Origin of the sequence: Nocardia carnea (assembly GCF_029868855.1) — a bacterium.
Taxonomy (GTDB): Bacteria; Actinomycetota; Actinomycetes; order Mycobacteriales; family Mycobacteriaceae; genus Nocardia; species Nocardia carnea_A.
In genome coordinates, this window is record NZ_JARWOV010000193.1 from 19,153 (window position 1) to 45,781 (window position 26,629).

The window sequence follows — 26,629 nt, forward strand, 5'->3', positions numbered from 1 at the left end:
GCACCGGCAACCACGCAGATGCTGAACTGGGTACACAGCACCCGACGAGCCCGGCACCGGCCGGAGCAGGAGGCGCCGACGTGACCGTAACCGTGGTGGTAGGCAACCCGAAGCCGGCATCCCGCACCTTGACGGCGGGTGTCGCACTCGCCGCGGCGCTGCGCCCCGAGGTCGAGCCGACGATCATCGACCTGGTCGACCTGGGCCCCGGTCTGCTCGGCTGGGGGGACCCGGCGGTCGCCGACACTGTGCGGACCGTCGCCGGCTCGGACCTGGTGGTCTTCGCCAGCCCCACGTTCAAGGCCACTTACACCGGCTTGCTGAAACTGTTCCTGGAACAATTCGAGGGCGGCACCGGCCTCGCCGGGGTGCTCGCCGTCCCGCTGATGCTCGGCGCAGGCCCAGCGCATGCCCTGGCTCCCGATCTGCTGCTCAAACCGGTGCTGGTGGAGCTGGGCGCGACCACCGCCCTGCCCGGCCTCTACCTGTCCGACCGGACCTTCGGTGACGACGGCGTACTCACCGCGTACGCCGAACGCTGGCGCCCGGTGGCGCAGGCGTTGTCCACGGTGTCTCCCGCGAAACAAGAGGTCGAATCGTGAACGAGCTTTTCGAAACCCCCGCCGACGGCACGGGTCTGCGCCGGGCGTTCGCCAACTTCCCGAGCGGGGTGGTGGCGGTCTGCGCCCGGGTCGACGGGAAACCGCACGGTCTCGCCGTCAGTACCTTCGTCCCGGTCTCGCTCGACCCACCGCTGGTGTCGTTCTGCATCCAGAACACCTCCGCCACCTGGACCCGCCTGGTCCACGCGGGCCACCTCGGCCTCAGCCTGCTCGGCACCGACCAACAGGACGCCGCCCGTTCCCTCGCCTCCCACGACGGCGACCGCTTCCGCGGCCTGGATCTGCACGACGGTACGGGTGAGGCAGTGTTCATCGACGGCGCCTCGGTCTGGATCGAAGGCACCCCCGAAGCGCACGTCCCGGCGGGCGACCACACGGTGGTCATCCTGCGCATCCACCGCCTGGCAATCCACCCCGGCCGGGAACCGCTGGTGTTCCACGGTTCCCGATTCCGCCTCCTGCGCGCGGGTTGAGCGGTCTGTCCTCGATTCCGTCGGGCGGTGGCTGCCGATCACCTGGCCGCCCGCTCGGCGGATCAGCGCACCGCTGATGCCGCTGTGCCCCACCCGAGCGTGACCAGCACCGCTCCGGCGTCCACCCGAGTTCCTCACCGATCCGGCATATAAATGCCCTACAAGTGCGCACTTGCGCACGTATGGTGTATTTTCGGGATATGCGCTGTCGTTGACGGAGGTCGGGTCGCTGTGCTGGATATCTTGGGTGGCCGGGTGTTTCGGCGGCTGTTCACCGCCCAGGTGGTGGCGCTGGTGGGGACCGGACTGCTGACGGTCGCGCTGGGTCTGCTGGCCTACGACCTGGCCGGCGAAGACGCGGGCGCGGTGCTGGGTACGGCGCTGGCGATCAAGATGGTGGCCTATGTAGTGGTGGCGCCGGTGATCGCCGCGATGACCGATCGGCTCCCACGGCGTGCGGTGCTGATCACCGCAGATATCGTCCGTGCCGCCGTCGCCCTCGTCCTGCCGTTCGTGGATCAGGTCTGGCAGATCTATCTGTTGATCTTCGTATTGCAGGCGGCCTCGGCGACGTTCACCCCGGCGTTCCAATCGGTGATCCCCTCGGTGCTGCCCGACAGAGACGACTACACGCGCGGACTGTCCCTGTCGCGACTGGCCTACGACCTGGAGGCGGTGCTGTCACCACTGCTGGCGGCTGCTCTGCTCATCGTGCTCGAATACCACAGCTTGTTCCTGGGCACCGTCACCGGTTTCGCCGCTTCGGCGCTGCTCGTCGTTTGCACGACGTTACCGGCTGTTCCGGAGCCGGATCGTGCCCAGCCGCTGTCCGACCGGATCTTCGCCGGCGCCCGCGTAATGCTGTCCCGGCCGGAACTGCGTGGGCTCCTCGCCCTGAATCTGGTAGCTGCCTGCGGTACCGGGCTGGTTCTCGTCAACACGGTCGTCTATGTCCGCGACCTGCTGCACGGAACCGGCGCCGGAGTCGCGATCGCACTGGGCTGCTTCGGTGCCGGCTCGATGCTGGTGGCACTACTGCTGCCGCGTCTGCTCGCCCGGCTGCCGGACCGAACGGTGATGCTCACCGGCGCCGTCGTCGTCCTGGCGGGCCTCTCGGTATGCGCCCTATTGCTCGTGGCCGCACCCGGTCCGATCCTCGGCTGGGCGATCCTCGCGCCCACCTGGATCTCCTTGGGCGCCGGAACATCGTTGATCGCCACGCCCGCGTCTCGGTTGGTGCGCGACCATTCGGCCGAACAGGAACTCCCCGCCGTGTTCACCGCCCAGTTCTCCCTGTCCCATGCCTGCTTCCTGCTCACCTACCCGATCGCCGGATGGGTCGGCGCCCGCGCCGGGCATCCGATTGCCGCAGCGCTGCTGGCGGTACTGGTTACACTCGCAACCATCACAGCCGCACGCCTGTGGCCGGCGTTCCGTCCCGCCACACCGGTCGCGGCGGTCCGATGAAAGTGGTGACCACGATGGCCGAGCGCGCAGACGATCCCGCGGCCAGTCTCACCCACCCGGTCTCTCCGGACCCGGCCCGCCTGGAAGCCGCCACCGGCATATTCCAGATGCTGGCCGACCCGACCCGCCTGCACATCCTGTGGCTGCTCAGCCACGGAGAAGCCGATGTCACCGCCCTCGTCGATGCCTGCGGGCCTTCCCGCACCGCCGTCAGTCAGCACCTGGCCAAACTCCGCTTCTCGGGTCTGGTCGACACCCGCAAAGAAGGCCGCCGCGTCATCTACCGCCTCCGCGGCGGCCACCTCACCCGCCTGGTGCGGGAAGGAATCAATCACGCCGACCACATGATCACCGGCGAACCCCCACACGAGTAGCCATCGTGCAGGTCGGGCCATCGTTCGATCAGCTCACGGCGAAAGCACGTATCCGATCACTCGGCGGCAGATCCGGTGCCGTCACCCAGCATCACACCATCGGCGCCGATAAGGCCGACCATCTCGGCCGGCGCGTGCCATTCCCGGCGTTGCCAAACGTCGGTCGCGGTCAGGTGTGGCACGACGACGACTTCGGCGCGATTCTCGAGTGCGTGTCCGGCTGCGATCATCACGGCCGGCCGCGGCTCGTGCGCAGTGCACCAGAAGCGCGTGCGCTCGGTGCCGGCCGTGGTCGCTTGTCGACAGAGTGCAGTTTCAGCGGGGCGATGGAACGGTGCGAACGGGAACAGGCCCGTCGGTGAGGACGGGCCTGTCGTAGTTCGACCCGCAACAGCAGAGTTGGCGCTAACTGGGTCTCACCGTTCGGCCTTTCTCGCTACAGCGCGACCTTCACCCCGCCGGAGAACGCCGAGTCGTGGAACTCGATTGCCGCGGGCTGGGCGCCGGCCGGGACGTCGAACGCGATGATCACTTTCAGCGTGTTACCCGGGTTGATGTCTGCCCCGATAACGGAGGAGTCGTTGACGTTGACCTCCGCCATGGTGTCGTTGGTGAACTCTCGCCCCTGGGCATCGATCAACTGCTGGTTCCCGCCGAAGTAGGCGCGCGGGACATCGCCGATGTTGGTGACCGTGGTGTGCACCAAAACGTACTGGCCCTGGGCTTCCTTCTGCAGATACGGATTCGTCCCCACGGTCTGCAGTCCCTGTTCGACCTCGGTGACGACGAACTCGAACTTGCCGTCCCGGACCGGCGAGCCCGCCGGCGCCGTGTCGGATTCGGGTGCGGCGGCTGCTGCGGGCTCTCCCGCGGGGGCGGCGGCACGGGGCACCGGGGCCGAGGTGTCCGAGGCCTTGTCACTGCTGCTGATCATGGCGACGCAGCCGCCGAACCCGCAGAGTAGGACGATGGCAGGGATGATGAGCCACGGCCACGTCTTCTTTTTCGGCGGTGGGGGCGGCGGATAGGAGCCGTAGGGCTGTTGCGGCGGATAGGGCGGGTTGGTCAAGGTGTCCCCTCAGGGTGTTGGTGCGCAGTCGAACCCGGCGGACTGTTATCCACCGGAAAGTGTGGCGCGTTACATGGTTTGAACAGATAGCTATCGGGATATGGCTCAGCGAAGGCACGCATGTCCTGCCCAGTCACGTCGAAGGGGACGCCGTCGGCGAGTCCAGGAAGATGCCGTGGGCGAGAACTGTGGTGAGAGTGCTGTCCTGGCATCCGATTTCGTAGGCGACGTCGGCGGTGGAACCGGAGATGGACTCGGGGTCGGTGGGGTCGGCGCCGACGGGGCCGTAGGAGGCTGCAGGAGACGCGACGAGAGCAACGGTGGCCAGAGAGGTGCGGATGCGGATTACCCGTCGCTGGCGGGTGTCGCCGGAAAATGAAATCGGCACGTGTCAGTAGATCGACAGGGCGCCGAAGGCTCCGGGACTAGGCCGTACGCCCTGGAAGATCATCGGACCCAGCTATGGCTGTACGACAGGGGGTGTCCCGGTTCGCCGACGGGAATGATTGAGCGCAGTGGGTGCAGTACCCGGAGTCTGCGCGCTTTGCTGAATCGCACCTGCCTGGACAAGGCGCATCTTTTGGTGGAGCCGGTGACGGGAATCGAACCCGCGCCGTCTGCTTGGGAAGCAGAAGTTCTGCCATTGAACTACACCGGCGGTACGCCTGTCGGCGCGAAGGCGAGCTTAGCAGAGGGCCGAGCCGGGATCGAAATCATTCGTCGATTCCGCTCCCGGTCGACGTGCGTTTCGGGTCAGACTTCCGACCAGACGCCGAGCTGGTTGCCGCTGGGGTCGGTGAAGTGGAAGCGGCGGCCGCCGGGGAAGTCGAAGGGGCCTTCGGTGACCGTGCCGCCGGCTGCGCCGACGGAGCGGAGGCTGGTGTCGAGATCGTTCGAGTAGAGCAGGACCAGGGGGCCGCCGGTGCGGACCTCGGAACCGGCGGCCAGGCCGCCCGCCTCGCCTGCGCTGCCGTCGAAGCGGCGGATACCGGCGTAGGTGGGGCCGTAGTCGTTGAATTCCCAGCCGAACGCCGAGCGGTAGAAGGTTTTGGCGGCGTCCAGATCGGTGACGGTGAGTTCGATGTAGTCGATGCCGTGGTGGGTGTGCGCGGTTGCCTCGGACATGGGCATTCCTCCTCGTGGACCGGCGGGTATGTGCAGCGGCCGGGCTTCGGGCGGCCGCGTCCATCAGGTGCAGTGTGCCCGCGGGATGCGACAGAAAACGGTGCCTGCCGGACCGGGGCCGTCCTGCTCGAACGTGGTCGCTACGCTCGTGGCGTGCTGCTTTCCGATCGTGATATCCGGGCGGAGTTCGCCGCCGGGCGGCTCGGGCTCGAACCGTTCGAGGACAACCTGGTCCAGCCGTCCAGTATCGACGTGCGGCTGGACCGGATGTTCCGGGTGTTCAACAACACCCGGTACACCCATATCGACCCGGCGCAGCGCCAGGACGAGCTGACGACTCTGGTGGAGCCCGCCGCGGGTGAACCGTTCGTGTTGCATCCGGGTGAGTTCGTGCTCGGATCCACGCTGGAGGTATGCAGCCTGCCCGACGATCTGGCGGGCCGGTTGGAGGGTAAGTCGAGTCTGGGGCGGTTGGGGTTGCTCACCCATTCGACGGCCGGGTTCATCGACCCGGGGTTCAGTGGGCACATCACCCTGGAACTGTCGAACGTGGCGAATCTGCCGATCACGTTGTGGCCCGGGATGAAGATCGGGCAGCTGTGCTTGTTCCGGCTGACCAGTCCGGCGGAGAACCCGTACGGCAGCGCGGGCACCGGCTCGAAATACCAGGGGCAGCGTGGGCCTACGCCGTCCCGGGCGTACCTGAACTTCCCTCTGCCGAGCTGAGGCGGCCGGTGTTCGGCCGCTGAGCCGGGTGGCGACGGGCATGTAGCGGCGCCCCTGACGAGGCGTTCAATGGTCGTCCTTCTCGGGCGGACCGAGGACGATATCGGCGGTCCGTGCCATCACCTCGTCGCGCTGCACGCCCTCGGCCGGGTCGGCGACCAGGAAGTGCATACCGATCCGCGCACTGAATGCGAGCAGGCTACGGGCTTCGACCTCGACCGGGTCGCTGAAGTAGGTGCCGATCATCTCGCGCAGCAACTCCATGCGCTGGTTGTCCACCTGGCGCAGTCGGGTCGCGACCGACTCGTCGCGGCGGGCCCAGTCGCGGATCGCGAGGTCGATCGGCAGTAGTTCGGGGGAGAGGGTGAGCGCGCCGGCTCGCTGGATCTTGGTCCGTGCGTTGCCGCCCTCGCGGGCGACGCTGTCGAGTACCTCGTCGACGCTACGCCGCTCCCAGGTGTCCAGCATCGCCTCGAGCAGGGCGTTGCGATCGGCGAAGTAGCCGTAGAAGCCGCCCTTGGTGACGCCCAGCGCTTTTGCGAGCGCTTCGACACGGACTGCGTCGGGACCCCCGCGAGCCAGGGCGCGCAGGCCCTCGTCGATCCAGTCGGCGCTCGGCGTGCGTGCCGTTCCCATCGCTGTGTCTCCCTTCGTGACCGAGGTCTATACGCCACCGTATAAGTGCGGTAGCGTTGTTATACGCAACCGTATATCAGCCAGAGGGAGACGCGGCGATGTCAGACAGATTCCCGGATCGCGTGGCCGAAGACCGCTCCGACCCGATCGTGTTTCGGCAGCACGACATCGCCGACTCGACCCGAGCGCGCAGTGCGATAACCGAATACGACTACGTCGATCAGTTCACGCTGGTCACCGACGCGGCGGCGGCCGGGACTCCGGAAGCATGGGCGCGCGCGGCGCTCGACACCGTGGCCGGGATCAAGGGGCAACTGATCTGGCGAGGTCTGCTGGGATTACGACTCGGCCGCCGGTCTGCCCCGGGACGTGTGGCCGGATGGGCCGTCGTCGAACGCGGTGACACCTGGATCACGCTCGCGGCACGGTCGTGGCTGCTCACCGGCCGCCTCGTGGTCGAGATCGGGCCGGACAGTGTTTCGCTGGCCACCTTCGTTCGGTACGAACGGACGATCGGCGAGCGTATCTGGACCCTCGCCGCCCGCGGGCATCGCCGGTTCGCACCCGAATTGCTACCCGATGCGCAGCGAGTTCTGCGGCGACTTCCGTGATACCGAGCCGGCCGGGGCAGAGACCGGCCCGGTATCCCGGTGGCTGTCCTGGACAGCCTGTCCCGCGGTCACCCGTCGGCGCCGCGGGCGGGCTACGTCCGGCGTGCCTTGTGAGCTGCCGGACGTAGCCCCATCCCCGGTCATTCCCGGTTGCCGCCCGCCAGGAGTGCGGCGTTGATAACCGAGGACAAAGGCGGGAGCAGGCCGTCGCGTTCGGGCGGTACCACCCAGTTGCAGCCTTCCCGGTTCCAGCGGCCCATCCCGGTGGGCAGCATGACCGCGCTGCCCACGCCGGGAATGTCGATATCGATGCGGTGCAGCATTTCCACCACTTCGGGATCGGGCCGGCGATCCGGATAGGCCACGAAGCTCCAGCGAATCTGGCGGGCCAGCACGGGAACCCGGATATCCCGGGATTCCAGTAGTTCGCGAACGGCGCGGGCGCGTTCGGTGGGTAGGTGGATGACGCAGGCTCGGCTGGTGATCGGCAGCATTACGAAGCCGCCGCGTTCGGTGGCCGGTAGACCGAATTCGTGGCGGTAGTAGGTGGCCCAGTCGTCGACCGTTCTGAGCTTTTCCACATTCACGGTGAATCCCCTTGCCTCCCTGGGCGTGCCGGGCCTCCCTGGCGTGCCGAGCCACGGCCGGTGGCGTTTCGCTCCTGCCTTTCCAGGATCCCGCCCGGACCGGCGTGCCGGAACCGCCACCGCGCTCACGTTCCACTGCCCTTGCGCTGCCATTCGCCGCGGTAGCGAAATTCCTTGTGGTTGCAGTCACATTCGGCTCGTACTCTGGGGAGGAAATCGTTCGGAAAGGGTGACAACGTGGTCGGCCAATGGTCTGGAAAGGAGGCCCGGGCGCTTCGCGAGGCCAAACGGATGAGCATTCGGGAGTTCGCGGCACATCTGGGTGTGCACGAACGACTGGTGTCCAAATGGGAGGCCGGTGGCGACCGGGTGCATCCGCGTCCCGTCAACCAGGCTGCCCTCGATACCTGCCTGGCCAGGTCCGATGATGTCGAGCGGAACCGGTTCGCCGCATTGACCGCCGCCGACCCTGTGTCCGGCCCCGGCGCCGCCGGCGGGCATACCGCGGTGCGCGGAAGTTATTCCAATGACGCCGAACTCCTGGCCCTCATCGACAGCGGGGCGGTACGCGGGGACGGGTCGGCGGCGATTTCGGAGAGGGATCTGATCATGGCGGCAGCACACGAGGCGAGCGATCACGCCGGTCGCGCCGAGGCGACGAATATCGGCCCCAGCACCTTGGATCAGCTCGACGCAGATGTCACCCGGATCGCCAACGATTACGTGCACACGCCGCCGATGCCGATGATGGTGGAGATGCTGCGGGTGCGCCGCCGGGTGTACCGGCTGCTGGAGGGCCATCAGCGCCCGTCCGACACCAGCCATCTATATCTGCTGGCGGGGTCGCTGTCGGGTTTGCTCGCCAACGCGAGTACCGACCTGGGCTACCTCGATGCCGCCGGCGAGCAGATCCGGGCGGCCTGGGCCTACGGCGAGATCTGTGGTCACAACGGGCTGCGGGCGTGGGCGCGGGGGATGCACGCGCTGATCGAGTACTGGTCCGAGCGGCCGCATCGGGCGCTGGCCCTGGCGCAGAGCGGCCAGCAGTACGCGGATTCGGCCACCGCCGCGGTGCGGCTGCACAATATCGAGGCCCGGATCTGGTCGAAGATCGGCAGCGCCGCCGATACCGAACGCTGTATCCGGGCCGCAGCCGCGGCGAGTGAGGGGCCGGCCACCGACAGCCTGCACGACGAAATGGGCGGTGTGTTCGGCTTCTCGGAGGCCAAGGCCAGCTACTACGCGGGCGCCACCTATATCCATCTCGGACTCGCCGAACCGGCGCTGGCCGCCACGGAACGCACGATCGAGCTGTATCGCAGCGGTCCCGCGCGTCAGCGTTCCTATGGTGCCGAAGCGCTGGCCCGGGTCGATTCGGCAGCCGCGCACCTGATCAACGGCAGCATCGACGGCGCGGCGGAGGCGCTGTCCCCGGTGCTCGAACTGGCCGAGGACAAGCGCATCGCACAACTCGAGGAACGGCTCGCCGGGGTACGCCGGCGGATCTGTGCTCCCACCTACCGTGGCGTGGCTCAGGCCCGGTCCCTGGACGAGCAGATCGAGGAATTCTGCGGCTCGACACCCACCCGCAGCCTGCCCCCTGGCGCGGGGTGAGCGCGCCGTCGCGCCCACATCCTGCGGTAACCGAACGAGCACGTGCCGGGGCCGGGCCGGATATCCGCTTGCCCCTGGTGGCACCATGGATCGGGTGAGTACTGGCCATTCGCATCCCGCCCCCCGGATTCTGGAGCAGTCGAAGAAGCTGCAGAACGTCGTCTACGAGATCCGTGGACCGGTACACGCACACGCGGCACGGCTGGAGGCCGAGGGGCATCGGATCCTGAAGCTCAATATCGGCAATCCGGCGCCGTTCGGGTTCGAGGCGCCCGATGTGATCATGCGGGATATGATCGCCGCCCTGCCGAACGCGCAGGGGTACTCGGAGTCCAAAGGGATACTGTCCGCGCGACGGGCGATCGTCACCCGCTACGAGCTGGTCCCGGGCTTCCCGGAACTGGATGTCGACAGTGTGTACCTCGGCAACGGCGTCTCCGAGCTGATCACCATCACCATGCAGGCACTGCTGGACAACGGTGACGAGGTGCTGATCCCGGCTCCCGACTATCCGCTCTGGACGGCCATGACCAGCCTGGCCGGTGGTACGCCGGTGCACTATCTGTGCGATGAGAGCAACGGCTGGCAGCCCGATATCGCAGATATCGAAGCCAAGATCACCCACCGGACCAAGGCCCTGCTGGTGATCAACCCGAACAACCCGACCGGCGCGGTGTACTCGGCGGAAGTTTTGCAGCAACTGGTGGACCTGGCCCGTAAGCATCGGCTGCTGCTGCTCGCCGACGAGATCTACGACAAGATCCTCTATGACGACGCCAAACATATTTCGCTGGCGACGCTGGCTCCGGACCTGCTGTGCCTCACCTTCAACGGCCTGTCCAAGGCCTACCGGGTGGCGGGTTACCGGTCGGGCTGGCTGGCCATCACGGGTCCGAAGGACCATGCGGCGGGTTTTCTGGAGGGGATCGATCTGCTCGCGTCCTCGCGGCTGTGCCCGAATGTGCCGGCGCAGCATGCCATCCAGGTCGCGCTGGGCGGTTATCAGAGCATCGAGGATCTGATCCTGCCGGGCGGGCGCCTACTGGAGCAGCGGGATATCGCCTGGGAACGATTGAATGCGATTCCCGGCGTGTCGTGCGTCAAACCCAAAGGCGCGCTGTATGCATTCCCTAGGCTGGATCCCGAAGTCCACGAGATCCACGACGACGAGAAACTGGTTCAGGACCTGCTGCTCCAGGAGAAGATCCTGATGGTGCAGGGCACCGGTTTCAACTGGCCCGACCATGATCATCTGCGCATCGTGACCCTGCCCTGGGCTCGCGATCTGGCGGTTGCCATCGAGCGTTTCGGCAACTTCCTGGCGAGCTACCGCCAGTAGCGGGGCGGCCGAACATGGGTGAAAACCGACCTCTCGTCCGGATTATGGCCAATTTTCTGAACCCACTGGCAAAAAAGCGGATGCTGTGTGTACAGTGGGCTTCGGCACTTCGAGTGCCCGGCCAGGTTGTCTACCCCCCCTGGGCAACCTGGTCCTCGGGTTAGGCCGCCTACCCCCCTGGGCGCCTGCCCCCGGGCGGCGGAGACATCCCCCTGCTCTCCGCCGCCCCTTCCCGAGTTTCCCGGCAGCTTGCCGAATTCCCAGCGTAGGGCCCATCCTCGGGCCGTAGCGGCACTCGGTGGATCCTCTAGGCTGAGCCGCGTGAGCGACCATCACCATCACCATCACGATCACTCCCGGCCGATCGCAATCGGTGCCACCGCCGCCCGCGTGGTAGTCGGATTGCTGATCGCGATCGGCGTCATCGTGGTCGTCGCCACCATCGCGCTGTGGCCCGACCGGCAACAGGTCGATATCCCGCTGCCCATGCAGAACGCCGACGGTTCGGCAGTGGTCACCGAGGCCGGAACCGTGATCCGCCAGGACCTCGGAGCCTGCGGTAGTCCGTCCATCGGCCGCGTTTTCGACGGTGAACCGGCACCGCCTCCCATGGAGGTGTACGACTGCCAGCGCAGCCTGATCGCCATCGAGTCGGGACCGCATGCCGGTAAGCACACGCTGCTGGAAATCGCGCCGGGACCCGGCCAGCCCGATCTGGCCGCCGGCGACGAACTGCGGATCGTGCGACAGGAGGCGCCGGACGGGACGCCGCTGTATTCGTTCGACGACTACGCCCGCGGGTTCCCGCTCAGCGTTATCTTCCTCGTATTCGTGGTGGTGATCGTCGCGATCGCCCGCTGGCGCGGTGTGCGGGCCATCCTCGGCCTGGGCTTCGCCTTCGCCGTTCTGGTGGTGTTCCTGCTACCGGCCCTGCTGGACGGCAAACCCGCGATACCGGTTGCGCTGGTGGCCGGTTCGCTGATCTTGTACGCGGTCTTGTATCTGGCCCACGGGGTGAATCTGCGTACCAGTTCGGCACTGCTGGGGACATTGACCTCGATGGTCATCGCCGCGGTGCTGTCCTGGTTGGTTATCGAAGCGACCACCCTGACCGGTCTGTCCGAGGAACAGAACACGAATGTCGCGACCTATATCGAGCACGTGAGCATCACCGGATTGCTGCTGGCCGGTTTCATCATCGGTTCGCTCGGTGTACTCAACGACGTCACCATCACCCAGGCATCGGCTGCCTTCGAACTCGCCGAACTGGACAAGGGTGCCACCCGGGGCGAGATCTTCGCGGCGGCGATGCGAGTCGGGCGCGACCATATCGCGAGCACCGTATACACCCTGGTACTCGCCTACGCGGGTGGCGCGCTACCGCTGCTGCTGTTGTTCAGCGTGGCCGGGCGGCCCATCCGGGATGTGCTGGTGGGCGACGCCGTCGCGATCGAGATCGCGCGATCGGCGGTCGGCGGGATCTGCCTGGCGCTCTCGGTACCGCTGACCACGGGGATCGCGGTACTGCTCGCCCGGCCGTTCGGTACGCCGAAACCGCCCGCACCCGCACGTAAGGCCAGGGCGGGCCGGCATGCCGACACCGGCAGCCACCGGGCGGTTCCGCGGCCGGAAGAAGGGCCCGAAACCGGTCCGCGGCGCCGGGCCGATCGCGACTATCAACCGTGGCCGACCACGGGGGACCAGCCCCGGATCCGGCGCCCTGGGTCCGGCGACCCGCGCTCGGGTCCACGCCCCGCCGCTGATTCACGGCAACCCGGTCCGCCGCGTCCCGGCCCGCAGAATCCGGGTCGGCAACAAGGTGTTCCGCAACCGGATCCGCAACAGCCGTGGAATCCGCAGCAGCGACTCGGTGGCGGGCCTCCACCTACGGGCCGGCGGCCGGATCCCGGCTACGGCCGGGCCTGACGGGTTCAGCGTTCCGTGGGGGTCGGCCGCGAAAAGGGAAGGGCCTCCGGCGGGATGGTCGGAACGACGATGGGCGGCAGACCCGGGACCTGGAAGGTATTCGGGCCCGCAGTGGTGGTGGCCGCAGCCTCGGGTTCCGGCAGGTAGACCGGCGGTGGTTCGGCCAGTGGCGCGTGTTCCGGCGGCGGCGTGGTCGCGCTCGACGGCGGCGTGGTCGCCGACGGAGTGCCCGCCGAGGTGGTCTGCGGTTGTGAAGTGCCTTGTACGGTCGCCGAATCCTGGCTGAACATATGCTGTCCGTAACCGAGGCCGATGCCGATCGAGGCCACCACCACCAGCGCACTCACCGCCACCATCGCGGCGCTGATCTCCCGGTTGGGCCGTTGCGGCGGCTCACCGAACGAACGGCGCGGCAACAGCTTCGCCGGGAGTCGCAACGCAACTGTCGGGGGATCCTCGTCCTCGGACAGCCGCGGTACCGGGGTACTGAGCGGTGCGGGCAGCGCGGCTGCCGGTGCGGGCCGGTCGCTGATCGGTTCCTGGCCCGGACGGGAACTGATGGCTCCCACGCTCAGAAGCGTGCTCGGGGCCTCGGTCGGTGGGCCGAAGATGCCCTCGTGCGGTATCGGCGGTTCAGGGCTGGGACGGTCCGAGCCGGGCGTGGGCAGCGGATCCGAAGGGTAAGGGTGGGTGCCGGAATGGGTCGTCGGGCCGGCGCTCGGGGTGAGGTGGGTGAGCCCGCCGGTCGGTGCGGCGACCGGGTCGGCATGCACGGCGGTACGGCCGGACTCCGCCGAAGTGCCGGAGTCGGGCGGGGGTGCGGTGGAGCCGGGTAGCGCGGTGCCGAAGTCGGTCGGGCCCGTATTGGTGCCACGCAATGCCGTGGCGGAGTTGGGCAGCCCGGTGGCGGAGTCGGGCGGTGCCGTGGTCGAGCCGGGTTGCGCCGTGGTCGGGCCGGACAGTGCTTCGGTGGAGGCGGGCAGCGCTGTGCCGGTGCCGGGCGGTGCGGTGTTGAGGTCCGGAGACCCGATGTTCGTACCGAAGGGCGTGGTGGGCCCGAGGGCGCCGGTGTTCGTGCCGAATGGTGCTGTGGCCGGACCGGGCTCCTTGCCGGTGGGCGTGGGGAGTGCCGGTCGGTCTCCAGGATGCGCTGTGGCTGTGGCCGGAGAAGCGGCGAAACCGCCCGCGTACATGGGTGATACGTCAGGTGCCGGGGCGGCGGGGTGCGCCGATGCCGCGTGGTCGTGGGGGACGGAGGCCGCGCCGTTACGTGTGTCGCCCGGGTGGCCGGCGCCCACTCCGGGAATCGGGGTGGTGGCACTGGGCAGTGCCCGGCCCGTATCGGCCTGCGGATATGTGTCGCTGCCATCCGGGTGCCCGGGAGTGGATCGTGCAGTGGCTTCGGCAGAGGATGCGCGATGTTCGGCATCTGGGGTGATTCCGCGCGCGGGCACTGGATCGGCCGGCCGCGGGTTGCGTGCTCTGCCTGCCAGCAGCGCCGCGCCACGGGCGGTCGCCGTCTCCGGCTCCGGCGGTACCAGTACCGGCATATCCACAGCGTCGCGTAGCGCCCGGCTCACCAGCGGAATGCGCATACCACCGCCGACTGCCAGCACTGCCTGCACCGGCCGGCCCGATCGTTCGATGACCTCGCGAGTGGCGCGGGCGGCGGTTTCCACGGCGCGGGCGATGAGCGCGGTGAAATTCTCCTGCGTGAGCAGCACCGGCCCGTACCCGCTGGGCAGGGCGACCGCGTTACCGGCCGAGAGCCGCTCCTTGGCCGACCGGCACAATGCGTCGAGTTCGGCGAGCCCGGCCGGGTCCGGGGGATGGGCGATCCGGCCGGAGTTGATCTGCTGTTCCCGGATCAGCGAATCGAAGTATTCGCCGCTGATATCGCCGGTGCGTTCGGTATGCCGGACCTGGCGGGTGGACACATCCACGACCGTCACCGAGAGGCCGGAGGCGCCGAGATCGAAGACGGCGAGCGAGGACACGTCCTTCAGGGCGCCGGCGGCCGTGGCGAATTCCACGACGGCCTCGATATCGGGGACGATCTCGTAATCGGTGAGGGCGTGGTCGTTCATCGCCGAATGCAATGCCCGGGCTTGCTGCTCGTCACGGCAGGCGAGCACGGTGGCGGTGATGGCGGGGTTCGAGTTCAGGGCCGCCGCGACCGAGAGCGCGGCGCGTTCGGCGCTCGGAGTTTCCGGCGGCACCACGAAGGTGCGCAGTTCGAAGGATTCGGGTACGACGGGGTCGGGTACTGTGCCGGGCTCTGCGCCCGCAGGTGGGCGCGCCAGGCGGATCGCGCCGGCCCCCACCGACACTCCCAGTACTGAACTCATCGGCAGCCCATCCGTACTTCCCGCTTCACGAAATGCGAGCGCCGACCGGTCGATGACGGCTCGTCCCCCGAACCGGGCGGCTCGTCCGACAGTACCGCCCGGTCCCGTTGGCACGGGAGGCCGGAACCGTACGTCCGGCTCGCTCACCAGACTCTACGGTGTGCCCAGCCCTGCGTACACCCATCCGGCCGACCGCCAAACGGCTCGATCGAGACAATTTCGACCGTCGATGACAGATTTGGCGCGCACGACCGAGTCCAGGTCCTGCGGTCGCAGTTCGACGAATTCCTGCCACTCGGTGAGGACGAGGACCACATCGGCGCGTTCACAGGCCTCCCGCACCGAGGTCGCGTAGCTCAGCGTGGGGAAGACGCGGCGGGAATTCTCCAGTGCTTTCGGGTCGTAGACGGTGACCACCGCGCCGTGTAGCTGGATCATTCCGGCCACGTTGAGCGCCGGGGAATCCCGCACGTCGTCGGATTCGGGTTTGAATGCCGCGCCGAGTACGGCGACATTGGCGCCCAGCAGGGAGCCGCCGCAGGCGCGGGCCGCCATATCCACGATTTTGGTGCGACGGCGCATATTGATGTTGTCGACTTCTCGGAGGAAGGCCAGCGCGTGGTCGGCGCCGAGCTCACCGGCGCGCGCCATGAACGCCCGGATGTCCTTGGGCAGACAGCCGCCGCCGAAACCGACCCCGGCATTGAGGAACCGGCGGCCGATCCGTTCGTCGTATCCGAGCGCGTCCGCCAGAACGGTGACATCCGCCCCGGTGGCCTCGCAGACCTCGGAGACCGCGTTGATGAACGAGATCTTCGTGGCCAGGAACGCGTTCGCCGATACCTTGACCAGTTCGGCGGTGGCGAGATCGGTGAGCAGGAACGGGACCTCGGCGACGAGCAGATCGGCGTAGAGCTCTTCGACCAGTTCGCGGACCCACGGCGCCCGCTCGCGGGACCCGTCGACACCGAGTACCAGCCGGTCCGGGCGCAGGGTGTCGCGGACCGCGTACCCCTCCCGCAGGAATTCGGGATTCCAGGCGACCTCGATATCCACCGCACTCAGCGCCCGGGCACGTTCGCCCAGCGCGGCGGCGGTCCCCACCGGCACGGTGGATTTGCCGACGATCACGCAGGGCCGGGTGACCAGCGGTGCCAGCGTATCCACCACCGCGTGCACATATTTGAGATCGGCGGCGTATTCACCCTTCTTCTGTGGTGTGCCCACGCCGAGGAAATGCACATCGGCGTGGTCGGCGGCCTCGGTGTAGGAGGTGGTGAATCGGAGCCGGCCGGCGTCCAGGTTGCGGCGCAGTACGGCTTCCAGACCCGGTTCGTAGAAGGGCGTGACACCGTCCGAGAGTTTCGCGACCTTGCCCGGGTCGATATCGACCCCGAGTACGTCGTGGCCGAGTTCGGCCATACACGCTGCGTGCGTGGCCCCCAGGTACCCGGTTCCGAAGACTGTGCATCGCATAATCGATTGGTAATCCGCGCTGGTGGCCCCACCGCAAAACCGAGGCGAGATGCCGGGCAACAGCAGATGTACACCGGACGACGAGACCGGCCGGCCTGCGGAAACCCGTCCCGGGCCGTCGTGCCGGCGCCTGCGCTTCACCCGGTGCGTACTTCGCCCCTGCCCACCGGTGGCCCGTAGGATCGCGGCGATGCGCCGCCGTACGACCCTCGCCGCCGGGATGGTCGCCGTCGTGGTGTTCGTGCTCGCGCTGTGGCCGGTCTACGTTCGCCCGCAACGCGAGGAACCCGCACCCGCCGATGCGATCCTCGTACTCAGCGGCGCGCACGACGGCCGGGAAGCGCTGGGGTTGCGGCTGGCGCGCGAGGGTCATGCGCCGCGGGTGCTGATTTCCAATCCTTACGAGGACAGCCCCCTGATCAACCGGATCTGTCACGGCGGTTACAGCTTCGAGGTGGTGTGTTTCGATCCGTCACCGCGGACCACCCGGGGTGAGGGCCGGTACCTGGCGGACCAGGCGCGCGCGCACGGCTGGGACCGGGTCATCGTGGTGACCTTCACCCCGCATATCTCGCGGGCCCGGTATGTGCTCGGTAAATGCTGGGACGGGCAGCTGCTGTTCGTCGACACCCGCCCGGATCTCTCGCTGCCGCGCTGGGCCTACGACTACCTGTACCAATCGGCGAGCTATGGGAAGGCGGTTTTCGAGGATTGCGGGCAGTGAGCCGGACCGATCCAGACCTGTGATGGCATGTGCCTTCAGTTTGACGCGATGAGAGAGAATTGGATAAATTCTCTCTAGCGCCGGTAGTCGCCGGACCTGCTGCGACGACGCATGAAGCCTTCGGGAGCGTGTATGGATTACGACTGGTCGGAGGCCGACAAGGCCTTCCGAGACGAGGTACGGGCGTTCCTGGCGGAAAAGCTCACGCCCGAGATCAGCACCGCGGGCCGGCTGATGACGAGTGTCTACTCCGACCACGAAGCCAGCCTGGAATGGCAGCGCATATTGCACGAACGGGGCTGGGCGGCGCCGCAGTGGCCGGTCGAATACGGCGGCTGCGACTGGTCGCTCACCCAGCACTACATCTTCAGCCGCGAACTCACTCTGGCCGGCGCACCCGCGCTCTCGCCGATGGGTATCCGGATGGTGGCCCCGGCGCTGATCGCGTTCGGTACCGAGGAGCAGAAGAACTACTTCCTGCCCCGAATCCTCACGGGAGAGGTCTTCTTCTGTCAGGGCTACTCCGAGCCCGAAGCCGGTTCCGACCTCGCCGCGCTCAGCATGGCCGCGGTCGGCGACGGCGACGATTTCCTCATCTCCGGTAGCAAGATCTGGACCACCCACGCCACCGAGGCGAACTGGATCTTCGCGTTGGTCCGCACCTGCCGCGAGGGCAGGAAACAGCAGGGCATCACCTTCATCCTCATGGATATGACCGCCCCCGGAATCGAGATCCGGCCGCTGGTCATGAGCTCCGGCGAGCAGGTGCAGAACCAGATCTTCTTCGACAATGTGCGGGTCCCCAAGAGCAATGTGCTCGGCCGGATCGACGACGGCTGGACCGTCGCCAAATATCTGCTGGTCCACGAACGCGGCGGCGGCGCGATGGCGCCCGCGCTACAGGCCATGGCCGAGAACATCGCCACCGCCGCGGCATCTCGACCCGGCCGCGACGGCAAACCGCTGAGCGCCGACCCGCATTTCGCCGCCCGGCTCGCCGACGCCCGCATCCGCACCGAGGTGCTCGAAGTACTGGAATTCCGGACGCTGGCGGCCATGTCCTCCGGTAAGGACCTCGGCAGCGCCTCCTCGATGCTGAAGATCCTGTCCACCGAACTCAGCCAGCAGCTCACCGAACTCGCGCTCACCGCGGCCGGACCGCACGGCCGGGTCTACCAGCCGCACGCCACCGCGCCCGGTGGCCCGATCGCCGAATACACCCCGCCCGCCGACGGCTACGTCAGCGGCGCGGACTGGCAGGCCGTCGCGCCACTGCGCTACTTCAACGACCGCGCGGGGTCGATCTACGCGGGCAGTAACGAAATTCAGCGAAATATCCTCGCCAAGGCAGCATTGGGGCTCTGATGGAATTCACCTTCACCGATGAACAGCAGATGCTGCGCGATGCGGTCGCGGGTTTTCTCGCTGCCCGCTACGACCTCGAGAAGAGCCGCAGCGCGGTCAAAACCGGGGCGGGCTGGCAACCCGAGATCTGGCGCGGCCTGGCCGAACTGGATGTACTCGGCCTGACCCTTCCCGAGGAAACCGGCGGCTCCGGCGGCGGCCCGATCGAATCCATGATCATCGCCGAGGAATTGGGTCGCGCGCTGGTGGTGGAACCCTATGTCGACACCGTGGTGGTCGGCGGCGGGCTGCTGCGCCGTTCCGGCGGTGAGCGCGCTCAGGACCTGCTGCGCAAGATTGCCCAGGGGAGCGCGCGCGTCGCCTTCGCCGCGCTCGAACCCGGATCCGGCGAAGTGCGTCACCATGTTTCGGTCACCGCCTGCCGCGACGGCGACAGCTGGGTACTCGACGGCACCAAGATCGTGGTCACCGGCGCACCCATCGCCACCCATCTGATCATCTCCGCCCGCACCGCCGGTGAACGCCGCGACCAGGACGGAATCTCGCTGTTCCTGGCGGAATTCGATGCCTCCGCGCCGCCGCCGGGTGTCGAGGTGCACCGCTACCGCACCATCGACGACCGGATCGCCGCCGACCTCACCTTCACCGGTTTCCGCCTCCCCGCCGACGCGCTCCTCGGCGCGGAAGGACAGGCGTGGCCGATCATCGACGCCACCGTCGACGCCGCCATCGCCGCGGTCGCCTCGGAGGCGGTCGGGCTGATGCGGAAGGTGCTCGACGACACCGTCGAATACACGAAACAGCGCCGGCAGTTCGGTGTTCCGATCAGTAGTTTCCAAGCACTGCAACACCGAATGGTCGATATGCTGATCGAACTCGAACAGAGTATCGCCGCCGCCTACCTGGCCGCCTACGCCCTCGAAGCCGAACCCGCCGAACGCGCCCGCGCCATTTCCGCGGCCAAGGTCACGATCGGCCGCGCGACCCGTTTCATCGGCCAGAATTCGGTGCAATTGCACGGCGCGATGGGTATGACCGAGGAATTGGCCATCGGCCACTATTTCAAACGGCTCACCGCCATCGAATACGAATTCGGAAACAGCTCCGATCATCTCGCCCGCTATATCGCGTTGACGAACTGATCGGCCCGTACCCCACTCACCGGTGCCCGAGTGGGGTACGGAGACCCGTGCCGGGCCGTGCGGTGGCTCGACAGAGGGGGATCACCGCGCGGTCCGGTACGTCAGTACTCGAGTTCGGTCCACGGAATGGTGATCGGGAACGGGAAATCGATGTATATCCCGTTCTCATCGGAGAGGTTCCATTCGCCGGCCAGAATATAATTTGCCGCCCGCAACGGACGAACGCCGGGTGGAAGCGCCCGGGTTCGGTTTCCAGTGCGTAGGCGTGGACAGCTTCGATTGCGCTTACTTCGCGCGCCAGAATCACTCCCCGATACCAGGGTATTCCGGCGCTCGCGTAGCGCCCCTTCTCGGCCGCCATCGCGGAGGATGCGTTCGATGGGGACAATACCTCCCCCACGAGGAGTGTGGAGGCCGCGCGGACATCCTCGAACGGTGTTTCGGGCAGCGACAGACAAGGAAGTCCGGGGTCAGGAAATCCGACTTACCGCTGGTGCCGAGAAACACAGGTAGATCGGACTATCGTCGGGTCGCGCGCCGGACAGCGCTCGCTATCGGAGAGGCGGAGCCCGGCTCGGCCGACCGCGGCGCATCGGCGGGGCTGAGGTTCGGCTGGGCGAGGAAGCGGGGTTCGGTACCGCGGTGCGGTTGGCCCGCATGGACGAGGAACGGGTGGCACAGATACACATCACCCGCCCGGCCGGTGGCGTAGGCGAGTGGGCGGTGCGCGGTGGCCGGTTCGGCGCGGTGGGCCAGTTCCCGGGCGTCGAGGCCGGCGTCGCCCTCCGGTTCGAGAATTCGGGCCACGTCCAGATGGGAGCCGGCCCGGATACGAGTCGGGGCATCGGATTCGCCGGTGTCGGAGAAAAGGAACAGCATGAGCAGTGCCCGGTTCTTCGAATGGATATTGACCCGCCAGCTGAGATAGTCGGTGGGGCTCGACTCGGGACCCGGAAAGCTCGCGTCCACATGCCAGCCGTCGAGCACGGCGGGTTCGTTACCGGGGAACCGGATCACGAATCCGCCCAGGCTGGTTCGTGGTGCCCACCGCTTCGGACCGACCAGCTCGTCGTAGGCCGCGTGCAGACGCGGGGTGTTGGCGGCCGCCACGAACGGCGCGGAGGCGTAGTCGGGGCGGGTGGCCACCGGGGCCGGCCAGGTACCGGGATCATCCGGTGAGGCGTTCAGATCGCGCCAGATGATCGCGCGGCACTCCTCGGCCAGCGAACGAGGAAACGCCTCCGGTAGGTGTACGAAACCGTTGTCGATGAACGAGGTCACCTGGTCGTCGTCGAGCATGGTCCCATTCGAACCATCACCCGGTCGCCTGCGCCAGTGATTTTCGGGGTGGACCCCGTGGTGGCGTAACCCGGCGGACGGAATCGCTTGTTGCTACAGAGCCTCTCCTGGAATAGCGGCCGCCGCCCGTGACTTGGACCCGGATATGACGAACCCACAGTTCGATCCGCGCACGCTGCTCGCCGAAAGCCGCCTGGGCGTGCTGGCCACGATCAAGTCGGACGGCCTGCCGCAACTCTCGCCCGTGACCCCTTACTACGACCGGGACGCTGATGTCGTCTACGTCTCGATGACCGAGGGCCGGGCCAAAACCGTGAACCTGCGCCGTGACCCGCGCGCCGCGCTGGAAGTGACCCGCGCCGACGGCTGGGCCTGGGCCACCGCCGAGGGCACGGTCACGCTCACCGGCCCGGGTACCGACCCGCACGGCCCCGAGGTAGAGGCACTCGTCGACTACTACCGCAAGGCTGCCGGTGAGCATCCGGACTGGGACGAATACCGGTCGGTGATGGTCTCCGATCGCCGAGTGCTCATGAAACTCTCGGTCGAGCACGTCTACGGTGCGGCCTTGCGCTGAATTCGTACGCGCCGAAGATTCGAGGTGCGGCGATTTTCGAGAGCCGTCTCGCGTCGATCGGCCGCTCCCCGGGAGTCGAGCCGGTGCGCAGTAACGTGAGCAGGCGGTGCGCATTGTCGGTGTCGGTGCCGGCAGCGAGGGCCACACCGGTGGCCGGCGTCAGTACGTCGGTCGTGACGGTGTGCGGAAGCAGCGTCGTCCGGGCGCATTCCACCAGGCCGCCGGCGGCGGCAACTGTCGAGGTGTGCCGTCCCTCGAAGAGCGGTGGCCGGCGGTTACCGGGTCGCTCGGTCGCGGCACCGCATCGTTCGACCGCGCCGGGTGCCGCTGCGTCCATGGCCATCGCAGCACGCCTACCTCACCGACGCGGGTCCGGCCGGACGAGCCGATTGCCGCGGTGGGCTCGATACGGCGTTGCCTCTTTGCCCCGGTACTGATTCGGCCCACCAGCGGATCCGGTCGATACTCCTCGGACGTGGAATGAGCGACGGGTCCGGCGCCGGCTGCGCAGGACCCGTCGAGGTGTTCAGTTGTGTTCTGCGTCAGCCTTTCCGGCCGGGTGCCTTGGCGCCGGATTTGAACCCGAGGGCGCCCGGTTTGGCCGGCGGTGGGGTCGCACCGGACCCGTTACCCGCCGTCCCGTTGCCGGACGATCCCGACGTCTCGCCGGCGGATTCGGCCGATGCCGGATCCTCGGTTGCCGGTGCCGGTGCCGGTGCCGGTTCGGTGGCAGGGGCCTTGGTACCAGGCGCTTTCGGACCCGGGCGCTTGAACCCGGACTTCATCGCCAGGCCCTTGGCCGGTTTCGAGGGCTTGCTCTCGGCCGGTGCCGCCGCGGTGGGCTGCTCGGCTTCCGTGGTTTCGGCCTCGGCCGGTGCCGCGGATTCCGCCGGAGCAGTGCCGGACGCCGATTCCGTTGCCGCAGCGGCGGTCTTGGCTCCTGGGGCCTTCGGACCGGGGCGCTTGAACCCGGACTTCATTGCGAGGCCCTTGGCCGCGACCGTGGGCTTGGTCTCGGCGGGGGCAGCGCTCGCGGTGGGCTCAGCCTCGGCAGTGGATTCGGCCTCGGCCGGTTCCACGGCGGGTGCTTTTGCGCCGGGTGCCTTGGCGGCGCCCTTCATGGCGAGCCCCTTGCCGCCGGGCGCTTTGGCGGCGCCCTTCATACCCAGCCCCTTCACCGGCGGAGCCGCCTTGGTTTCGCCGGATTCGGCCGGAGCGGTTTCCGCGGGCGCGGTTTCGGCTTTTGCGCCGGGTGCCTTGGCGGCGCCCTTCATGGCGAGCCCCTTGCCGCCGGGTGCCTTGGCGGCCCCCTTCATACCGAGGCCCTTGGCGGCAGGCGCGGCCGGAGCCGCTTCGCCGGTTTCGGCTTCCGCGGCGGGTGCCTTGGCGCCCGGTGCCTTCGCGGCGCCCTTCATACCGAGGCCCTTACCCGGCGCCTTCGCCGGGCCCTTCATGGCCAGGCCGCCGCCCTTCGGGGCCGCCTTTTCGGCAGCCGGAGCCGCCGCCTCCGCGACCGGTTCGGGCTCCGGCTCGGGTTCGGGTTCCGGTTCGGCCTTGGGCTCCTGGACGACCGTGAGGTTGGCGGTCAGCTGGTCCGGCTGCTGCCGCTCGATGGATTCGAGCATCAACTGCGCGACATCGACGACCTCCACACCCTCGCCCTGGCCGGACTCCTGGCGTGCGGTGACACCGTCGGTGAGCATGACCCGGCAGAACGGGCAGCCGGTGGCGATCTTGGCGGGGGAGGTGGTGAGTGCCTCGTCCACGCGGTCGATGTTGATGCGCTTGCCCAGCTGCTCTTCCATCCACATCCGGGCGCCACCGGCACCGCAGCACATGGACCGTTCGCCGTGGCGGGGCATTTCCACCAGGTTCGAACCGGAGGCCGCCATCAGTTCACGCGGCGCGTTGTAGACCTTGTTGTGCCGGCCCAGATAGCAGGGATCGTGATAGGTCACGTTCTGCGCGACCGGGGCCACCGGGACGAGCTGTTTACCGCGCACCAGCCGGTTCAGCAGCTGGGTGTGGTGCACTACCTCGTAGGTACCGCCGACCTGCGGGTACTCGTTGTTGAGCGCGTTGAAGCAGTGCGCGCAGGTGACGACGATCTTCTTCTTGTTCTGCTCCACACCCTCGAACACCGAATCCAGCAGTTCGATGTTCTGCGCGGCCAGCTGCTGGAAGAGGAATTCGTTACCCGCACGCCGCGCCGAATCACCGGTGCAGGTTTCTTCCTGACCCAGCACCATGAACTTCACGCCCGCGGTCGCCAGCAGTTCCGCGACGGCCTTGGTGGTCTTCTTCGCGCGATCCTCGTAAGCGCCGGCGCAGCCGACCCAGAACAGGTATTCGTAACCGTCGAAACTGTCGGCGTCCTTACCGAACACCGGGATATCGAAATCGAGTTCGTTGATCCAGTTGAGCCGGTCCTTGGCGTTCTGGCCCCACGGATTGCCCTTGTTCTCGAGGTTCTTGAACAGACCCGCGAGCTCGGACGGGAATTCCGATTCGATCAGCACCTGGTAGCGGCGCATATCGATGATGTGGTCGACATGCTCGATATCCACCGGACACTGTTCGACGCAGGCACCGCAGGTGGTGCAGCTCCACAGCACCTCGGGGTCGATGATGCCGTTCACCTCTGCCTCACCGACCAGCGGACGCTCGGCCTCGGCACGGGCGGCCTCGGAAACCTTGGCCAGCTTCGCCTCGTCGGGCTTACCGTCGGCGTCGACCAGGCCGACCTCGTCGCCGCCCATATCCCGGCTGCCGCCGGCCAGCAGGTACGGCGCCTTGGCGCGGCCGTGGTCGCGCAGCGACATGATGAGCAGCTTCGGCGACAGCGGCTTGCCGGTGTTCCATGCGGGGCACTGCGACTGGCAACGGCCGCATTCGGTGCAGGTGGTGAAGTCCAGCCAGCCCTTCCAGGAGAAGTCCTCGATCCGGCCGGCACCCAGGGTGTCGGTATCCGGGTCGACGTTCTCCATGTCCAGGGCTTTGCCGTTCGACATCATCGGCTTGGCCGCACCGAGGGCGACGCCACCGTCGTCCTCACGCTTGAAGTAGATGTTCGGGAAAGCCGAGAACCGGTGCCAGGCCACACCCCAGGTGATGTTGCGGCCCACCAGGTACAGGAAGGCCATACCGGACATCAGTTTGATGAAAGCGAAGATCGACACCATGGTCGGGCTGGCGGGCAGCAGTTCGGCCACCCGCATGGTGAAGAAATCGGTCGCGCCGTTGGCGTGCCCGTAGGTCGCGATCTTGCCGGCTTTCACGAAGACCATGCCCAGGCCCTCGAGGAGCACGATCGCCTCGATCACATAAGCCGCACCGAAGGCCGAACCGCTGAACCGGGACAGCCGCTCCGGCACCCGCGGATGGTTGAGCTGCCGGATGATGATCAGCGTCACGATGCCGACGACCGTGCCGATACCGAGGATCTCGTCCCACAGGTGGTAGAGCGCGGTGTCGCCGATGAGCGGCCAGTGGAAGGACGGGTCGAAGGTCTGCCCGTAGGCCTCGAACCAGAGGATCGCGCCGCCGATGAAGCCGATCATCACGAGCCAGTGGGCCCAGCCGACCGTCCGGAACTTGTTCATCCGGGTGTGCGCCAGGAACTCCACCAGCATCTGCTTGAAACGCGGGAAGAACGGGCGCCAGCGGTCGGGGGCGGGCTGGCCCAGCATGATGGCGCGGACGATATCCCGGACGCCGCCGAAGAACGACGCCCAACACAGCAGGCTGAGCGCCGCTCCCAAGGTGCCCAGCGTCACTGTCAGGGCATTCATGTCGCGACCTTTCTTTCGAGGCAACACGAGGTGCGAGGAACGATGAGTAACCTCGTCCGGCTCGTATCGTAACCGCCGGTAAGTTACTCGCCGGTAACTACTGGGGTCCAGTGTACGATCGCCGCTGCGCTGTCACCCCATCTGCCTGGGCTTTCCCGTATTCGGGGGGCCGTGATCAATGTCACCTTATTCAATTGGTGGTCCATAACTGTTCTGGCTGATGAACACCGTAAAGGGCGCGCTGTGGCCGGCCGTGCTAAGGCCAGGCTTACCCACCCGTTTCTCACGTTTGGGACACGAATCTCGCCTTTCGCCAACACATTCGACTACGCTCAGCCCGATCTATCAGGAAGCGTGACATCTCATAACGCTCGGGGAGGATTACGGGTCCGAGTTACATCGGCCCCTTCGCGAATGGATGTCATGCTGCACACCCGATTGGAATTGGATGAAACTCGCTAGGTCCACTGTGGTCGCAGCTCTGGCCGCAGGTTCGCTCGCTGTGGGTTTCGGGACGGCCCACGCCGACCCGGCAACCGAAGCCCCGGCTCCCATCAACTACTCCATCCAGATGGTGGAGAAAACCGTTGTCACGACGCTGCACGGCGGCACCTTCGCCATTGCGGAAGAAGAAGTGCAGCCCATCTCGGCCGAGCCGGGTGCGGCACCCGAGAAAGAACAGTTCGTCCAGGTCAAGGACAAGGCCGGCGCGGTCGTTGTCTCCTGGCCGGTCGATCTCGCCGTCGAGGGCACCGAGATTCCGGTCAAGCCGGTGCTGAAGAACGACGACACGGTACTGGAGCTGACGCCGGAGAAGACCGACGTCCAGACCCAGCAGCCGATCCAGGCGGTGAACCTGACCGCCAAGCCCATCGCCTCGCCGATCGAGAACCAGATGGCGATGAACGAATTCACCACCCAGTTCTCGATCGCGACCGCGGTCGGCGGTTTCGTCGGCACGGCCGCCGGTGTGGTGCTCGGCGGGATCACCGGCTGCATCCTCGGCCTCCCGCTGCTGGCCATCGGCTGCATCCCGGCCGCTGTTGCCGGTGCTGGTATCGGCGGCATCCTCGGGACCATCGTCGTGGGTGGCCCGGCCATGGGAATCGCGGCCATGGACCTGGTCCAGACCCTGCAGGCCGCTCCCGGCACCAGCAAGTGGGCCAACGGCGGCAAGCCTCCGGCCAACCCCTGAGCTCGGTTCCCGAGCCATACGAAAGGGGGGGGCGGCGACAGGGGGAACCGGCCAGTATTTGTTGAGGGTTGTCGGCGGCGAACCCTATTAACGCGCGCCCACACGGGTGTAAGTGTATGGGTCTGGGGCGGGCCGGGACTAG

The 26,629-nt window shown here is 67.4% G+C and carries 23 protein-coding genes, 1 tRNA gene and 1 pseudogene; 14 read left to right on the forward strand and 11 right to left on the reverse strand.

The genetic code is table 11. From position 1 onward, the window contains the following. Positions 1–80: 80 nt before the first annotated feature. The 4 genes from QH195_RS17585 to QH195_RS17600 all read left to right on the forward strand — a co-directional run bounded on the left by QH195_RS17585 (position 81) and on the right by QH195_RS17600 (position 2,937). The gene (locus tag QH195_RS17585; protein ID WP_280421914.1) at positions 81–602 is read left to right on the forward strand and encodes an NADPH-dependent FMN reductase; all 522 of its coding nucleotides are present in this window, start codon (positions 81–83) and stop codon (positions 600–602) included. After that, positions 599–1,096, forward strand: a complete 498-nt coding sequence (locus QH195_RS17590) for a flavin reductase family protein (protein ID WP_280436197.1) — start codon at positions 599–601, stop codon at positions 1,094–1,096. Before QH195_RS17585 ends, QH195_RS17590 begins: the two co-directional genes overlap by 4 nt. Positions 1,097–1,327: 231 nt before the next feature. Then, entirely contained in the window at positions 1,328–2,563 is a 1,236-nt protein-coding gene (locus QH195_RS17595; protein ID WP_280436198.1) for an MFS transporter, read from the forward strand. Between the two features lie 14 nt (positions 2,564–2,577). Next, positions 2,578–2,937: an ArsR/SmtB family transcription factor gene (locus QH195_RS17600; protein ID WP_280436199.1), complete on the forward strand. Its 360-nt coding sequence runs from the start codon at positions 2,578–2,580 to the stop codon at positions 2,935–2,937. Between the two features lie 56 nt (positions 2,938–2,993). On the opposite strand, the gene QH195_RS17605 is transcribed toward QH195_RS17600, so the two are convergent. The 5 genes from QH195_RS17605 to QH195_RS17625 form a co-directional block, all read right to left on the reverse strand. Then, positions 2,994–3,167, reverse strand: coding sequence for a hypothetical protein (locus QH195_RS17605; protein ID WP_280436200.1), 174 nt, complete (start codon positions 3,165–3,167; stop codon positions 2,994–2,996). Positions 3,168–3,373: 206 nt separating this feature from the next. Further along, complete coding sequence (locus tag QH195_RS17610) at positions 3,374–4,006, reverse strand: DUF4352 domain-containing protein (protein WP_280436201.1); 633 nt, start codon at positions 4,004–4,006, stop codon at positions 3,374–3,376. A 133-nt stretch (positions 4,007–4,139) separates the two neighbouring features. Beyond that, positions 4,140–4,394, reverse strand: a complete 255-nt coding sequence (locus QH195_RS17615) for a hypothetical protein (protein WP_280421920.1) — start codon at positions 4,392–4,394, stop codon at positions 4,140–4,142. Between the two features lie 196 nt (positions 4,395–4,590). Beyond that, positions 4,591–4,664: transfer RNA gene (locus QH195_RS17620), tRNA-Gly, on the reverse strand. Positions 4,665–4,759: 95 nt separating this feature from the next. Next, positions 4,760–5,137 carry a VOC family protein gene (locus QH195_RS17625; protein WP_432278432.1) on the reverse strand — a complete coding sequence of 126 codons (378 nt, stop codon included), beginning with the start codon at positions 5,135–5,137 and terminating at the stop codon, positions 4,760–4,762. Positions 5,138–5,284: 147 nt separating this feature from the next. Here QH195_RS17625 and dcd point away from each other — a divergent pair, with 147 nt between their 5' ends. Then, the gene (gene dcd / locus QH195_RS17630; RefSeq protein WP_280421922.1) at positions 5,285–5,857 is read left to right on the forward strand and encodes a dCTP deaminase; all 573 of its coding nucleotides are present in this window, start codon (positions 5,285–5,287) and stop codon (positions 5,855–5,857) included. A gap of 66 nt (positions 5,858–5,923) precedes the next feature. Here dcd and QH195_RS17635 read toward each other — a convergent pair whose 3' ends face one another. Then, positions 5,924–6,493, reverse strand: coding sequence for a TetR/AcrR family transcriptional regulator (locus QH195_RS17635; protein WP_280421923.1), 570 nt, complete (start codon positions 6,491–6,493; stop codon positions 5,924–5,926). Positions 6,494–6,591: 98 nt separating this feature from the next. On the opposite strand from QH195_RS17635, the gene QH195_RS17640 reads away from it, so the two are divergent. Then, positions 6,592–7,104 (forward strand): hypothetical protein, encoded by a 513-nt coding sequence (locus QH195_RS17640; RefSeq protein ID WP_280436202.1) that lies wholly within the window; start codon positions 6,592–6,594, stop codon positions 7,102–7,104. 140 nt (positions 7,105–7,244) lie between these two features. Here QH195_RS17640 and QH195_RS17645 read toward each other — a convergent pair whose 3' ends face one another. Further along, positions 7,245–7,685 (reverse strand): hypothetical protein, encoded by a 441-nt coding sequence (locus QH195_RS17645; RefSeq protein ID WP_280436203.1) that lies wholly within the window; start codon positions 7,683–7,685, stop codon positions 7,245–7,247. Between the two features lie 297 nt (positions 7,686–7,982). On the opposite strand from QH195_RS17645, the gene QH195_RS17650 reads away from it, so the two are divergent. The 3 genes and pseudogenes from QH195_RS17650 to QH195_RS17660 form a co-directional block, all read left to right on the forward strand. Next, on the forward strand, positions 7,983–9,305 hold the full coding sequence (locus QH195_RS17650) for a helix-turn-helix domain-containing protein (protein WP_432278433.1): 1,323 nt from the start codon (positions 7,983–7,985) through the stop codon (positions 9,303–9,305). Positions 9,306–9,390: 85 nt separating this feature from the next. After that, positions 9,391–10,644 (forward strand): pyridoxal phosphate-dependent aminotransferase, encoded by a 1,254-nt coding sequence (locus QH195_RS17655; RefSeq protein ID WP_432278434.1) that lies wholly within the window; start codon positions 9,391–9,393, stop codon positions 10,642–10,644. A 321-nt stretch (positions 10,645–10,965) separates the two neighbouring features. Then, positions 10,966–12,240 (forward strand): annotated as a pseudogene (locus tag QH195_RS17660) (YibE/F family protein); the annotation flags it as partial. A gap of 335 nt (positions 12,241–12,575) precedes the next feature. Here the strand turns inward: QH195_RS17660 and QH195_RS17665 are convergent. Both QH195_RS17665 and QH195_RS17670 read right to left on the reverse strand, forming a co-directional pair. Then, positions 12,576–14,918: an FGGY-family carbohydrate kinase gene (locus QH195_RS17665; RefSeq protein WP_280436205.1), complete on the reverse strand. Its 2,343-nt coding sequence runs from the start codon at positions 14,916–14,918 to the stop codon at positions 12,576–12,578. 153 nt (positions 14,919–15,071) lie between these two features. Continuing rightward, positions 15,072–16,394 carry a UDP-glucose dehydrogenase family protein gene (locus QH195_RS17670; RefSeq protein WP_280421929.1) on the reverse strand — a complete coding sequence of 441 codons (1,323 nt, stop codon included), beginning with the start codon at positions 16,392–16,394 and terminating at the stop codon, positions 15,072–15,074. A 190-nt stretch (positions 16,395–16,584) separates the two neighbouring features. Between QH195_RS17670 and QH195_RS17675 the strand changes: the two genes are divergently transcribed. From QH195_RS17675 to QH195_RS17685, 3 genes are all read left to right on the forward strand, one after another. Beyond that, positions 16,585–17,118: a YdcF family protein gene (locus QH195_RS17675; RefSeq protein ID WP_280436206.1), complete on the forward strand. Its 534-nt coding sequence runs from the start codon at positions 16,585–16,587 to the stop codon at positions 17,116–17,118. Positions 17,119–17,250: 132 nt separating this feature from the next. Beyond that, positions 17,251–18,483 (forward strand): acyl-CoA dehydrogenase family protein, encoded by a 1,233-nt coding sequence (locus QH195_RS17680; protein WP_280436207.1) that lies wholly within the window; start codon positions 17,251–17,253, stop codon positions 18,481–18,483. Continuing rightward, complete coding sequence (locus QH195_RS17685; RefSeq protein ID WP_280436208.1) at positions 18,483–19,625, forward strand: acyl-CoA dehydrogenase family protein; 1,143 nt, start codon at positions 18,483–18,485, stop codon at positions 19,623–19,625. The genes QH195_RS17680 and QH195_RS17685 overlap by 1 nt, the downstream gene beginning before the upstream one ends. A 519-nt stretch (positions 19,626–20,144) precedes the next feature. On the opposite strand, the gene QH195_RS17690 is transcribed toward QH195_RS17685, so the two are convergent. Next, positions 20,145–20,924, reverse strand: a complete 780-nt coding sequence (locus QH195_RS17690; protein WP_280436209.1) for a phytanoyl-CoA dioxygenase family protein — start codon at positions 20,922–20,924, stop codon at positions 20,145–20,147. 145 nt (positions 20,925–21,069) lie between these two features. Between QH195_RS17690 and QH195_RS17695 the strand changes: the two genes are divergently transcribed. Further along, positions 21,070–21,501 carry a PPOX class F420-dependent oxidoreductase gene (locus tag QH195_RS17695; protein WP_280421935.1) on the forward strand — a complete coding sequence of 144 codons (432 nt, stop codon included), beginning with the start codon at positions 21,070–21,072 and terminating at the stop codon, positions 21,499–21,501. Positions 21,502–22,043: 542 nt separating this feature from the next. On the opposite strand, the gene QH195_RS17700 is transcribed toward QH195_RS17695, so the two are convergent. Further along, a complete protein-coding gene (locus tag QH195_RS17700; protein ID WP_280436210.1) occupies positions 22,044–25,292 on the reverse strand; it encodes a (Fe-S)-binding protein in 3,249 nt (1,082 codons plus the stop codon). A 448-nt stretch (positions 25,293–25,740) separates the two neighbouring features. Here QH195_RS17700 and QH195_RS17705 point away from each other — a divergent pair, with 448 nt between their 5' ends. Next, positions 25,741–26,487, forward strand: coding sequence for a hypothetical protein (locus QH195_RS17705; protein WP_280421937.1), 747 nt, complete (start codon positions 25,741–25,743; stop codon positions 26,485–26,487). Positions 26,488–26,629 lie beyond the last annotated feature (142 nt).